This window comes from Cryobacterium glucosi (assembly GCF_004402235.1).
Classification (GTDB): domain Bacteria; phylum Actinomycetota; class Actinomycetes; order Actinomycetales; family Microbacteriaceae; genus Cryobacterium; species Cryobacterium glucosi.
This window is the reverse complement of the sequence record NZ_SOFS01000012.1, coordinates 402,551-415,295: the sequence shown is the minus strand read 5'-3', so window position 1 is coordinate 415,295 and position 12,745 is coordinate 402,551. Positions and strand designations below refer to the sequence as shown.

Annotated in this window: 14 protein-coding genes; 7 read left to right on the top strand and 7 right to left on the bottom strand. The window is 68.5% G+C overall.

Annotated elements, in window-relative coordinates; genetic code table 11:
- Positions 1-21: 21 nt before the first annotated feature.
- A complete protein-coding gene (locus tag E3O46_RS04575) occupies positions 22-558 on the top strand; it encodes a hypothetical protein (RefSeq protein WP_134447966.1) in 537 nt (178 codons plus the stop codon).
- A 13-nt stretch (positions 559-571) separates the two neighbouring features.
- On the opposite strand, the gene E3O46_RS04570 is transcribed toward E3O46_RS04575, so the two are convergent.
- Together E3O46_RS04570 and E3O46_RS04565 are read right to left on the bottom strand one after the other, a co-directional pair.
- Positions 572-1,954: a DUF2252 domain-containing protein gene (locus tag E3O46_RS04570; protein WP_134561180.1), complete on the bottom strand. Its 1,383-nt coding sequence runs from the start codon at positions 1,952-1,954 to the stop codon at positions 572-574.
- A gap of 54 nt (positions 1,955-2,008) precedes the next feature.
- Entirely contained in the window at positions 2,009-2,800 is a 792-nt protein-coding gene (locus tag E3O46_RS04565) for an oxygenase MpaB family protein (protein WP_174774629.1), read from the bottom strand.
- 144 nt (positions 2,801-2,944) lie between these two features.
- On the opposite strand from E3O46_RS04565, the gene E3O46_RS04560 reads away from it, so the two are divergent.
- Entirely contained in the window at positions 2,945-3,508 is a 564-nt protein-coding gene (locus E3O46_RS04560) for a YceI family protein (protein ID WP_134559820.1), read from the top strand.
- A gap of 56 nt (positions 3,509-3,564) precedes the next feature.
- On the opposite strand, the gene E3O46_RS04555 is transcribed toward E3O46_RS04560, so the two are convergent.
- The 4 genes from E3O46_RS04555 to sepH all read right to left on the bottom strand — a co-directional run bounded on the left by E3O46_RS04555 (position 3,565) and on the right by sepH (position 7,402).
- Entirely contained in the window at positions 3,565-4,602 is a 1,038-nt protein-coding gene (locus E3O46_RS04555; protein ID WP_134559821.1) for an FUSC family protein, read from the bottom strand.
- Positions 4,603-4,606: 4 nt separating this feature from the next.
- Positions 4,607-5,779, bottom strand: coding sequence for a winged helix DNA-binding domain-containing protein (locus E3O46_RS04550; RefSeq protein ID WP_134561179.1), 1,173 nt, complete (start codon positions 5,777-5,779; stop codon positions 4,607-4,609).
- Positions 5,780-5,824: 45 nt separating this feature from the next.
- Positions 5,825-6,127 (bottom strand): hypothetical protein, encoded by a 303-nt coding sequence (locus E3O46_RS04545; protein ID WP_241987333.1) that lies wholly within the window; start codon positions 6,125-6,127, stop codon positions 5,825-5,827.
- 159 nt (positions 6,128-6,286) lie between these two features.
- Complete coding sequence (sepH, locus tag E3O46_RS04540) at positions 6,287-7,402, bottom strand: septation protein SepH (RefSeq protein WP_134559825.1); 1,116 nt, start codon at positions 7,400-7,402, stop codon at positions 6,287-6,289.
- A gap of 198 nt (positions 7,403-7,600) precedes the next feature.
- Here sepH and E3O46_RS04535 point away from each other — a divergent pair, with 198 nt between their 5' ends.
- Complete coding sequence (locus E3O46_RS04535; protein ID WP_134447980.1) at positions 7,601-7,894, top strand: DUF4193 domain-containing protein; 294 nt, start codon at positions 7,601-7,603, stop codon at positions 7,892-7,894.
- A gap of 9 nt (positions 7,895-7,903) precedes the next feature.
- Here the strand turns inward: E3O46_RS04535 and E3O46_RS04530 are convergent, their stop codons facing one another.
- Positions 7,904-8,359, bottom strand: a complete 456-nt coding sequence (locus E3O46_RS04530; protein ID WP_134447982.1) for a DUF3093 domain-containing protein — start codon at positions 8,357-8,359, stop codon at positions 7,904-7,906.
- 38 nt (positions 8,360-8,397) lie between these two features.
- Here E3O46_RS04530 and dut point away from each other — a divergent pair, with 38 nt between their 5' ends.
- The 4 genes from dut to E3O46_RS04510 are packed head-to-tail and all read left to right on the top strand — an operon-like array spanning position 8,398 to position 12,724.
- Positions 8,398-8,886: a dUTP diphosphatase gene (gene dut, locus E3O46_RS04525; RefSeq protein ID WP_241975429.1), complete on the top strand. Its 489-nt coding sequence runs from the start codon at positions 8,398-8,400 to the stop codon at positions 8,884-8,886.
- Positions 8,883-9,512 carry a DUF3710 domain-containing protein gene (locus E3O46_RS04520; protein ID WP_134447986.1) on the top strand — a complete coding sequence of 210 codons (630 nt, stop codon included), beginning with the start codon at positions 8,883-8,885 and terminating at the stop codon, positions 9,510-9,512. The genes dut and E3O46_RS04520 overlap by 4 nt, the downstream gene beginning before the upstream one ends.
- 34 nt (positions 9,513-9,546) lie before the next feature.
- Entirely contained in the window at positions 9,547-10,305 is a 759-nt protein-coding gene (locus tag E3O46_RS04515) for a DUF3159 domain-containing protein (RefSeq protein ID WP_134561178.1), read from the top strand.
- Positions 10,306-10,342: 37 nt separating this feature from the next.
- Entirely contained in the window at positions 10,343-12,724 is a 2,382-nt protein-coding gene (locus tag E3O46_RS04510) for an HAD-IC family P-type ATPase (RefSeq protein ID WP_134561177.1), read from the top strand.
- Positions 12,725-12,745: the final 21 nt, after the last annotated feature.

Sequence of the window (12,745 nt, the reverse complement as noted above, 5' to 3'; positions counted from 1 at the left end):
CAGGGATGACGGAGTACCACCATGACTGATTTTCCGACAGAGAACTTCAACCGCACCACCCCGTACAACACGGGTGACAACACGGCCGTGACCCCGGTCGTTGGAACGGAGACCGGGTCCCGGGCGATCTCGGCCCCGCCGGAGAAGCAGCCTCGGCCGGCATCCGCCGTTTCGGCCAGCGGGAGCGGCGCGTCGCGCACTGCGCTCGTCGTGCTGGCCGCCATCGGGATGCTCGGACTCGCGTTCGTCGTGATGATCCTCGTCGGCGTCTCGAGCGAGAGCATCAACGCCCTCGCCGTCTTCGCGACTCCGATCGCCTCGATGGTCGCGGCGTACTACGGAATCACCCTGAGCATCCAGCAGGTCAAGAACGAGCGCGCCGAGAAGGAGACCGCGATCAAGCGGGCCGACGTCGCGGACGCGTCGAGCCGGGAGACCGAGGTCTGGGCTGCCCAGATGGAATCGGGACTCCGCGTGGCGATGGCCAAGCTCACCGCAGCCCACATCGGCACCGATGAGGTCACCAAGGCGGCGGGCACGCCGGACGGTTTCTTCTAGGCGACGGTTTCCACTAAGCGCTGACGAGGCGCCCTGACCTGGTCGCGGCGACGAAACCGGCGTAGTCCGCCGTGGCCTGCTCCGCATAGGCGACCGCGAAGTCGGCGAACGCCCTGTCGGCCTTGCCGCCCAGGCCCAGGTAGGCGGCGATCGGCACCGGGTCTCCGGAACGGGCGTGGGCGCGCGCGAGTGTCGTGCCGGTCAGCCGGGCATAGGCGAGCAGCCCTGCCGCGGTGAACGTCGCAGGATCGGGCGACCACTTCATGTCGCGCAGCTGACGCCCGTAGTACTGCCCGCCGAGCGGGGTCGTCGCCCAACCGAGGAACACGTCTCCCGAGGCCTGCATCAGGCGCTGGCCCTCGACGACGCGCTGGCCGGCATGGGCGGGCCCCGCGTGCGACCCCGTCGCCGTGTCACTCCGGTCGATCACCGATCGCTGTGCCTCCTTGAGCTGGAGCACGAGCACGTCTTCCGGTCCGATCCCTTCGAGCAGGACGACCCAGGAGTACAGGCCAACGCTGCCGACCCCGACGACCTTGTGGGCGAAGTCGATGATGTGGAACCGGTCGAGCAGGCGCCTGCGGCTTTCGTTGAGCGATGCGCGATAGGCGGCGAAGGTCGCCTCGACGATTTCGGCCGTCGAGCCGGCGAGCGGGATCCTGGTCAGCAGCGGCGGCTGGTCGAGGAACCGCCGGTGCCCGTCCACCACCCGGGTGAGCTTGCGCACGACGGACCAGGTGTCGCGGGTCTCCGCCTTGGCGACGCTGTCCCTGACCGCGCGGCGACCGGTCTTGCCCGTCGACGCGGAGATGATGGCTTCGACGTGGCTCGATTCCATCCGGTCGTACCAGACGCGCATGATGGGCATACTCGAATAGTCCGCGATCGTGCTGCGATAGCTGTGCGCGGCCTCGAGGGCAGCAGCCCTGCCGATCTCGGCAGGCAGGCCGGCGTCGGCAGCGGCGAGGACGAACGAGGTCGCCAGACGCTTCACGTCCCACTCGAAGGGTCCGCGCCAGGTCTCGTCGAAATCGTTGACGTCGAAGACGACGCGGCGGTCCTCGCTCGCGAACAGGCCGAAATTGGACAGGTGCGCGTCACCGCAGAGCTGGGTGCCGAGCCCCGTGTCCGGAAGCGCGGCGAGGTCCCGCGCCATCACGAGCGCCGTTCCACGGAAGAACGTGAACGGTGACACGCCCATCCGGGCATGCCGCAGCGGGATCAGGGACGGGTCTCTCGTGCTCGCCTGGCCCAGGAGCAGGTCCACCGGATCGTTGCGATTCGCCGGGGCCTCCCAGGCGGCGAGCGACGATCGCGGCAGCCGCATCCGCGCTGCACGGCCCAGCTCTTCATGCTGCGTCGTCGTGGGGCGAACGGTGTCCGTCGTGCTGTCCATGGCGAGAGTGTATCGCCCCGGCAAACGCGGCGTTCCACGGATCAGCGAAACGGATCAGCGAACACGAATCCGTGCGGCTGACGGAGCGGGGGAGCCGAGGTAGTGGTCGCGCGGCCAGTGCCGCACGCGCCTCGGGAGCAGCGGGTAGACGCGGATCGTGAGGCGCAGCATCCGGTCGAAGCGGCGTTGCCGACGAGGAGACCAGCTCAGGTCGAACAGGTCGCGCACGGAGGGTGGCAGCAGTCCGACGGTGACCAGGCGAGCGAGGGGCATGGCCAGGCGCAACAGCAGCGGCCCGCTGCGGGGGTACAGGAGCCGTCTGGCGACCTCCCGGGTGGTGTCATCCGTCCGGAGCCCATCGAGCCTCTCCTGCCAGTAGGTCGCGAAGGCCGCCCGATCGCGCGGCCACAGCGCTTCGGGCACCTGCAGGGCCGTGCCGAGCACCGCGTATTCCCGGTACAGGGACTCGGCGGTGCCTTCGTCGAACGCTCCGAACACCCGTTCGTACATGCCGACGGCCGAGTCGTAGAGCGTCGCGGCCACCCAGAGCTGCAGCTCGGGCGTGAAGGCGTTGTACGCTGGCGCCCCGCCGGCTGCCGCGCCGACGACGGGAACGTGGGCCCGGTTCACCCGCCGGACCGCAGCCCTTGCCTGATCGGGAGTGCCGCAGGTCACGGCGTATGCGTAGCTCAGGGTGCCGGCCAGCCGGTCGAGCGGCCGGTTCTCGAAATCGCTGTGGTGGGCGACCCCGTGCCCGATCGCCGGATCCGCGAGCTGGAGCAGGATGGAGCGACCGCCCGCGAGCAGCATGACGGCTTCGCCCGCGATGTCCCGAAGCTGCAGCATGACCGGCCTCCCCTGTGATGGCCGAGTGTAGTCCGGCAAAAGTATTTCGGGAGTTTCTCCCCGATCCGGAATAAACCCGCTCTCTATGCGCTTGCATGTATCCGAGGGCGGCGATCCATCCGTCACGCAGACTTGAGGAGCATCATGACCGAAACCACCGCGACGACCATCCCGGGCTACAAGGCCGGAACCTGGACCATCGACCCGACCCACTCCGAGGTCGGCTTCAGCATCCGCCACATCATGATCAGCAAGGTCAAGGGCACGTTCGACACCTTCGCAGCGACCTTCGTCACCGGCGAGAACCCCCTCGACTCCGTCGTCACCGCCTCGGCAGACGTCGCTTCGATCAACACCAACGAAGCCAACCGCGACGGCCACCTCCGCACCGGCGACTTCTTCGAGGCCGAGACCTACCCGACGATCGACTTCGTCTCCACCGGTGTCCGTGAAGTCAAGGGCGAGTTCCTCGTCGACGGCAACCTCACGATCAAGGGCGTCACCAAGCCCGTCACCTTCGACTTCGAGTTCGGCGGCTTCGGCACCGACCCGTACGGCAACTACAAGGCCGGTGCAACGGCCAAGACCGAGATCACCCGCGCCGACTTCGGCCTCAACTACAACGCAGCGCTTGAGACCGGCGGCTTCCTCCTCGGTGAAAAGGTCACCATCACGATCGAGCTGCAGGCCGTCCTCAACCAGGCGTAGTCTTCCCGGTTCGTGAAAAGGGGTCCCACTTAGGTGGGGCCCCTTTTTTTGGGCTACTACTCGCCCTTGATCTCTTCGCGGACCCTCCGCAGGTCCTCCATGAGCGATCCGATCAGGATCCAGTGCTGCGGATGCGGCGTCATGATCAGGAGCGGTTCGGTCAGGGCGGGCGGTTCCACCGCGACGGGCAGGTGATCCCGATCGGGATAGTCCGCCTCCGCAGCGAGGAGCCGGAGGTCGTGCGCGGAGCGGCTCAGCTCGACGGTGATCGCGAGCACCGTCGGCTCGAGATGCAGGGAATGGTCGTAGTGGTCCCTGAGCGACCTCGTCATGCCGATCGCACGGGTCACGAGAGAGGTCAGCCGGTTGTAGAACTCCTCGTCGACGTCGAGCAGGCGTCGGTTCGTGGTGTGGCGCGGGTTCAGGGTCAGGCTCTCCTCCGCTGATTTGAGGGCCTTCTCCGCCTTGTTCAGCATCGGCCTGAGCAGCCGCGCCTTGATCATCATCTCCTCGATCTGCGTCTGCGTCTGCGGGAAGCGCAGCGCGTCGACGATGCGGTCCAGGGTGTCCGCGACCTCGCGAGCGAGGCGGATGACCGTCTCGTGCGCGGGCGCGAGCAGCACCGGCGGCACGATGAGCGCATTGACGAGCAGTGCGGCCGCGGCGCCGATCATCGTCTCGATGATGCGATCCCTGGCGTATTCCGGCGTCGTGGCTCCGATGGAGAGCACCATCATGGCGCTGATCGGGATCTGGCTCGCCGAGCTCGGGGCCAGGCGGAGCGCCCAGGCGAGCAGGATGCAGAATACGATCGCGAGCAGCACGATCCAGCTCGACTTGCCGAATGCTACGCCGACGCCGTAGGCGACGAGCACCCCGCCGACGACGCCGAGGCTGCGCTCGATCGCCCGGCCGAGGGTCTGGTTGATGTTCGGCTGCACGACGAGAAGCGCCGCGATCGCGGCGAAGATCGGGAGCTCAGTGTGCAGGAGTCCCTGCGAAAGCACCCAGCCGAGCATGACGGCGAGGGAGGTCTTCACAGCCTGGAGCAACGGAATCCGGCTCGAGGATCGAACGCGGGCCGATATTCTCACCCGTTCAGGATATCGTGCCCGCTCGAGCGGAAGGGGCAGTCGGGGGAGTGATCGTCGTGGGAAGTCCGGTGAAGGCGGAATAGTCACGGATCGCCCTGGCGAAGCCGGTGGTTCGCCGTGCGGTGAGGGTGCCGAACGGCGCAGCCTCGACCGCGACGGTCGGTCCGGCCGCCCTGGTGCGCGTGGTTTCTTTCCGCCAGGTGCCGATCACGCGCCCGTCCGCGACGATGAGCGGCAGGAAGATCCCGTTGAGACCGGGAACGACCCGCGGGAAATCGGCGTCGTCCACGACGTACGACCGGTCGCGGTAGCCAAGCAGGTACTCGTCGAAGCCGGGCAGCGCGAGCACGGGCGTGCGCTGTGCCGGTCGCGAGCCGAGGGTGCCGCGTTCCGTGGCCGCGGGGAGGAGCAGGGTCTCGCCGTCCACCTCGAGCTCCTCCAGCCGGTCGCCGGCTTCCGCGAGAGCGACCCGGGCGTCAGCGACCGTGAGCTGGGTCCACGCCGCGAAGTCGCGCAGGGTCGCGGGGCCGTGGCCATCCAGGTAGCGGACGAGGAACTCGGCGAGTCCCTCACTTCGGTCGAGGCGGCGCTGCGCGGGCGCCCACTCGTCGAGCAGGGCGAGCGCAGGCTGGCCGTCCTGGTTGGGACCCCAGACCACGAGACCCGCGAGCGCGAGGGCGGCGATCAGGTGATAGCCGCGCTGGCCGTCGGGGTTGATCCCCGCGGACCGCAGCCCGGCGAGGAACGGGGTGCGGCTGAGGCGCCTGCCGCCGGAGAGGAGGCCGGTGGCCGCCTCCGCGGCCGCGGCGATGATGGTGTCGTCGAGCCCGAGTTGTCTCTGCCTGGTCGCCATCGATGCGAGCACCCTCGCGGCGGTGAGGTCCAGCATCCACCGGACGTCGGTCGCGGGGACCAGGTGCAGCGTTCCGCGCATCGGATACGAACGCACGATCGACCCGGCATCGAGCGCGGACAGGACATCGGCGGCGACGGTGCCCGGGGAGCGCACCCCGAGCGCCCAGCTCGCCGCGGGAAGGTCCTGGGCCTGCACCGCGAGCATCCGCTCGACCACGGCGAGCGGGCCGTCCGGCCCGCCGGCCTCTCCTGCGGGCGCGGAAAGCCCGTGGCTCACCAGTCGGAGGCGCAGGACATCGGAGCGGGAGGCACGCGTGGGCATGCGGCCAGTATGACGCCGGGCGGGGACACTGTGGAACCGGCCGGGTCAGTCGAAGGTCCGCAGCAGCAACCAGTCGTCGTCTTCCGTCGCATGGCGCACGTCGAAGACGTGCGTTTCGCCGTCCTCCGCCGTCGCCTGGAACCGCCAGCCGGCGATGCACAGCGGCGGATGCCCGACACCGAAGGTGTTCGGCGCGAAGGGGCGCCACCAGTCCGCCGTGCCGACGAGGGCGGTCGGCGTGTCCGTCACCCGGAATCGTCGCGAGCGCCAGAGGATCCGGCGGGGTTCTCCCCTGCTGTTCGTCTGGACCGTGACGGGTTCAGGGTGTTGCCCGTCGATCGGGACCACTGATCACCTCGCCTGCCGTATCGAACGTATGTTCGATAAAACTATAACAACGAGGCCCGCCGAATACCAGCCACGGCGACGAAGTCGGATCGTGGCCGGGCCGGGTCCCCGCCCGCGGAGGACGGAAGCGGGGGGGGAGGAGGAGGAGGAGGTGAGCGCTCAGGCGAGGTCGTCGTCGGTGCGGGCGCCGAAGACGATTTCGTCCCAGCTGGGCATCGAGGCGCGTCCACGCTTTCCGAGGTTGCCGGTGTTGCGCGGCTGCCCGGTGGCCGCCTGGGAGGCCCAGGCGTTGCGGGTCGGGTCCGTACGCGGGGCCTCGACCGGGGTGTCGGCGACGGATGCCTGGGCGGGGTCGTCGATGAGTCGCGGTCCGCCCGGTGCCGGCGCTTCGCCCCGGGAGTCCGGGACGGGGGCGCCTGAGCCGAGGACGGCGGCTTCACGCTCGCCGCGGCGGCGGCGCAGGGACTCGAGCAGGTCCGCGGTCTCGCTCAGGCTCTTGGGCGGTTCTGCGGCACGCTTGATCGCCGCCTTGGACACGGCCTCCGTCGTTCCGGCCGAGCGGGAATAGGGGATCGGATCCAACTGGGGCGCCGTGTCGTTCATGAGCTCGTCCGGCAGGGACTCCTTGAACGTGAATGCGCCGCTGTCGAAGCGGGACACGTCGGCGGGGCTCGTCTCCGCGCCGACCGCGCGGAGGCGGGGGATGAGCGCGCCCTTGAGCTCGCCCTGCTGGGAGAGTGCGATGGCCTCGTTGCCGAGGGGGGAGAGCGCGTTCTTCTTCGGTTCGAAGGACCAGCGGGCATCGTGGTCGATGTCGTCCGCGGTGAAGGCAAGCTTGACGATCCAGCCGGCGCCGGGTTCCTTCCAGCTGGCCCAGCGTTCGTCCGTTGCCCCGAGGGAGGCGAGGCGCTCGCGGATGACGCCGCCGAACGTCGCGGATCCCTCTCCGGGATCGGGCTCGATCGCGGTGTGGACGGGCACGCCGAGGGCGCACGAGACGATGTACTCGCGTTCGGCGACAACCGGACCCTCGAAGCGACGGACGAAGTCGATCGGGGCTCCCGTCACGGCGGCGACGTCCTCAGCCGACATGCCGGAACGGATGTGCGCTTGCACGTCCCGCGGGGACAGCTTTGTTTTCGGGGTGTGTTCTATCTGGGTTTGGCGAAGCCGGGACTGGAGAACCTCGTCGATGGGGATCCGAAAACGGTCACCATCCTCGCTCGCTGCAAGCAGCGCGCCGTTCTCTACTCCGATTACCTTCAAATCCTGCATGGCGAAAGCCCTCTCGCGATCACTGATTCGCCAACACTGTCATGAAACGCCCCTCATTCCGGGGAATACGCCGGGCGTGCCGTAAGTTGACCACTCAGCCGAAGTTATCAGCGGCGAGAGTTTGCTATTCCTTCGGGATTGTTGCAAACTGTGCCCGCTGATTTCGTTAATCGGCATTAAATGAATGAATGGATGGGCATGGCAACCGATTACGACGCACCCCGAAAGTCCGAAGACGACTCTGAGTCGATTGAGGCCCTCAAGGAGCGCGTACCGGACAAGATGTCTGGCGTCGTGGATGTAGACGACTCAGACAACCCCGGTGGGTTCGATTTACCCGGTGCCGATCTGTCCGACCTCGACCTCGATGTCGTCGTCCTGCCCCCGCAGGCCGATGAATTCACCTGCGTAGAGTGCTTCCTCGTGAAGCACCGCTCGCAGATGTCGCACGAGACCAAGCTCGGCCCGGTCTGCCTGGAGTGCGACTCCTAAAAGCGCGTTTTAGTTACTTGATGCCGGCCGTCGTGATCCATTGATCGCGGCGGCCAACGTCGTTGGGTGGCGTGTCGAGACGAGCCAGTACGGTGCCGGATCCTGGGGATCCTCGATCGGGACCCGTACGACGGGACCGATCCAGCCCCTGATCAACAGCCAGGCCCGCGCGTCGAGCCTGCGTCCGCGCTCGAGCGTCGCTTCTGCGGCCTCGAAGGGCACGGCCTCCCCGATCAGCTCCGTTCCTATTCGCGCGCGACCCGCCGTGAAGACACCGTCCGCGACGGAGACGACCGGAGCAGTCAGCAGCAGGGTGAGGATCGCGGCACCGTAGAGCACGATGGCGATGATGATTCCCCAGAGCATCGAGATCGGTGCGAAAACGAGGATGCTCGCCGGCATCAGCAGTGCGGTCGCGAGGAATGGGGCTGGTGAGGCCCAGAGTTTTTCACGATATTCAGGCATGGCTCTATTCGATCAGACTTCTGCACTACCCTCGACACGTGGCAGAAAGCGTCGAAGTGTTGATAACCGCATCCATCGTTCCGCGGTACGCGCATCCGGGCGACGCCGGAGCAGATCTGCACTCGGCTGAAGAGCGTGTTCTTGCCCCCGGCGAGCGTGCCCTGGTCGGGACCGGCGTGTCGATCGCCCTCCCGGACGGTTATGCGGCGTTCATCGTGCCCCGCAGCGGCCTCGCGGCCAAGCACGGCATCACGATCGTGAACTCGCCGGGTACCGTCGATGCCGGCTACCGGGGCGAAATCAAGGTCTCGCTGCTCAACACCGACCAGACCGAATCTTTTGCGATCGCCGTGGGCGATCGCATTGCCCAGATCATCATCACGCCCGTCTCCCGGGCCGCTTTCATTCCCGTCGACCGGCTGCCAGACAGCCAGCGCGGCGCGGGCGGCTTCGGATCAACGGGTGTGAGTGAATCGGGAAACGGCCGGCAGACCGCCGGCTCACCAATGTCAGGAGACACCCCGTGACCGACGTCGCGAATGCGGACCAATTCCCGGAACCACTGCCCAAGTCGGCGCCGGAGGACCGTGAGACAGAGGGGCCCCTCGACGAGAGCGAGGCGAACCCGGTGCGACCGTACGTCGACCTCGGCGGCGTCAAGGTCCTGCCGCGCGAGGGCCTGCACCTGCGCCTCGAGATCGAAGAGGGCAGCAAGCGTGTCGTGGCCATCGGCCTGGACTACGCCGGTTCGACCCTGCAGGTCCAGCCGTTCGCCGCACCGCGGTCGAGTGGGCTGTGGCACGAGATCCGCGACCAGATCGCGGACCAGATCGGCAAGCAGGGCGGCACGACGACGCTGCGAGAAGGACCGTTCGGTCCGGAGCTCGTCGCGGAGATCCCCGTAGCCACCGGCCAGGACGCCTCCGAAACCAGCAGGCTGGCCCGTTTCATCGGCGTCGACGGCCCCCGCTGGTTCCTCCGCGGAGTGATCGCGGGCGAAGGCGCCATCAACCCGGACGCCGCCGCGCAGATCGAGGACCTCTTCCGCAGCATCGTCGTCGTGCGGGGGTCCGCACCGATGCCGCCGCGCGACCTGATCCCGCTGCGCATGCCGGTCACGCCCGCCGGCCCCGCAGAACCGTCCGACGCCTGACCCCACCCGTTCCCGCCAGGAAGATCGCCCCGACATGACGGACACCCCAGCATCCCGCGACGAGCCGGAGACCCCCCACCCGGTGGAGCCGGCCCCGAAGGCCGTGTTCGCCGACGGCATGGCCGCTGCGGCGCGACGTGCCGGCTTCTCGCCCGCGGCAGAGGGGGAGCCGATCAGCGGCCACGCCCTGCTCGCAGCGATGGGCGGCATCCGCGGCCTGGTCGAGGCCGTGGTGCCCGGGCTCGTCTTCCTCGTCACGTACACCCTGACCCGGGCCCTGGTTCCCTCCCTCGTCGCCCCGATCGTGATCGGTGTCGTGATGGCGGGCCTGCGTGTCGCGGCGAGGCAGACCGTGACGCAGGCTGTCGGCGGACTCGTCGGCATCGGCATCAGCGCCGTGCTCGCCTTGCTCTCCGGAAAGGCAGAGGACTTCTACCTCTCCGGGTTCTGGATCAACGGCGTGTACGGGGGAGCCCTCGTGATCTCGATCATCGTGGGGTGGCCGCTCATCGGCCTCGCCGTCGGCTTCCTGGTCGGCGACGGCGTGAACTGGCGGTCCGACCCGTCCAAGCGCCGGGTGCTCACCCTGCTGACCGCGCTCTGGGCAGGGCTGTTCCTCCTGCGCCTCGCCGTGGAACTCCCGCTGTACTACGCAGGCAACGTCGCCTGGCTCGGCGCGACCAAGCTCCTGATGGGCATCCCGCTGTATGCGCCGCTCCTCATCGTGTCGTGGCTGATGGTGCGGTCCGTCTACCGTCCGAGCCCGCCCGCCGACGGTGAATCCGGGAACTGATCCATGACCACAGCAGCGTCGTGACCGGCGCAGCTTCATGACCGGCGCGGGGGTTCACGATGGGCTGAGCGACGCCGAGGTCGCCGAGCGGCTCGCGGACGGTCGAGGCAACGACGTCCGGCAGTCGACGTCGCGCACGGTGGCGGACATCCTGCGGGAGAACGTCTTCACCCTGTTCAACGCGATCCTGACCGTGTGCTTCGTCGCCGTCGCCGTGCTCGGCGACTACCGGGACGGCCTCTTCTACCTCGTCGTCGTCGCGAACGCGCTGATCGGGATCGTGCAGGAGGTCCGTGCGAAGCTCGTGCTCGACCGCCTCGCGCTCCTCGCGGTTCCCGAAGTCGCGGTCAAGCGTGATGGGTTCGCGCACATCGTCCCGCTCGGCTTGGTCGTGCAGGACGACGTGCTCATCCTCCGGCCGGGCGACCAGGTGCCCGCTGACGCCGTCGTCCTCGACGGAGACGATCTCGTCGCGGACGAGTCCCTCCTCACCGGGGAGTCCGATCCGGTCGTCAAGGTCGTCGGCGACGAACTCCTGTCCGGCTCGTACATCTCGGGCGGCTCCGGCTACGCGCGGCTCACGTTCGTGGGTGCTGACTCGTATGCGAACCGGCTCACCGCCGAGATCAAACGGCACTCCCTCGTCCACTCCGAGCTCCGGGCGGCGACCAACCGCATCCTCGTGCTGCTGTCGTGGCTGCTCGGCCCGGTGATCCTTCTCACCCTGATCGGGCGCATCGCGGCATACGGCGGGCTCGACGCGCTCTTCACCGGGCCGGATGCTCCGTGGCGAAGCGCACTCCGCGACTCGGTGGCCGGCGTCGTCGGCATGATCCCCGAGGGCCTCGTCCTCCTGATCAGCCTCGCCTTCGGCCTCGCCGCCATCCAGCTGGCCAGGCACAAGGTCCTCATCGAGGAACTCGCCGCTGTCGAGGTGCTCGCGCGGGTGGACGTGCTCTGCCTCGACAAGACCGGTACCCTCACGAGCGGCACGCTCGACTTCGACAGGCTCGTCGTGCAGTCGGCGGCGCACGAAGCGGATGCCCGGCTCGTGCTCGGCCTGATCGGCACGGACGATGCGGCGAACCTCACCGCGCGGGTGCTCGGGCTGCACTTCGAACCGGGGGCGGCCGTCGTGGGCGCCCGGCTCCCGTTCAGCTCCGCCCGCAAGTTCAGCGGCATCACCCTCGACCTTCCCGGGCGCGTCAGTTCGTCGTGGCTCTTCGGGGCCCCCGAGCGGCTGCTCGCGGCGCACCCCGAATCGCTGGCCGCGGCATCCGCTATCGCCGCCGAGGGACACCGCACCCTCGCGCTCGTGCGCCTGGACGGGACGACACCCCTCGACATGGCGATCGACCCGGAGCACTCCAGCCTCGAACCGGTGTGCCTCGTGGTGTTCCGCGAATCGGTGCGCCCGCACGCGGCAGAGACCCTGCGGTACTTCGCGACGCAGGGGGTGCGCGTGATCGTCATGTCCGGGGACAGCCCCGTGACGGTCGCCGCGATCGCGCGCCGCCTCGGCGTGGCCGGCGAGACGGTCAACGCTGCAGAACTCGACGATGACGAAGCACTGGCGGCCGCACTCGAAACGACGAGCCTGTTCGGACGGGTCAGCCCCGAGCAGAAGCGGACGGCCGTCGCCCTGCTGCAGGGACAGGGGCGGACGGTCGCGATGACGGGGGACGGCGTCAACGACGCGATGGCGATCAAGGACGCCGACCTCGGCATCGCGATGGGGTCTGCGACCCCTGCCACGAAGGCGGCGTCGCGCCTCGTCCTGCTCGACAACCGCTTCGACCGCCTCCCCGAGGTGCTCGGCCTCGGTCGCAGGGTCATCGCCAACGTCGAACGCGTCGCCAACCTGTTCCTGTCCAAGACGGTCTACGGCATCCTGATCGCCCTGACGACCTCCCTGCTCGCCTTGCCGTTCCCGTTCCTGCCCCGGCAGCTCACGCTGGTCTCCAGCCTCGCGATCGGCATCCCCTCCTTCGTGCTCGCGCTTGCGCCCAACCGGCGGATCTACACCCCGGGGGTCCTGCGCCGCATCCTCCGCTACGCCGTGCCGACAGGCGCCATCGCCGCGGCGACGGCCCTCGTGACGTTCCTCTTCCTCTACGGCAGGATTCCGCTCCACGAGGCGCGGAGCGTCACGACCATCGCGCTTTTCGTCGTCTCGCTCTGGATTCTCTGCGTGCTCGCCCGGCCGCTCACCGGTCCCCGTCTCGCCCTCGTCACGGGAATGGCCGCTGCGATGGTGCTCGCGTGCACGATCCCGTTCACCCGGGCGTTCTTCGTCATCGACGTGCGCCTCGACCTCCCGTTGCTTTTCGGGATCGGCATCGGGGCGCTCGGAGCGGCGGGCATCGAGCTCATGTACCGGCGTGCGCGGCGCACCGGTCTCGTTTTCGACCGCGAATAGGGCGCGCCAGGGGAAGACCGG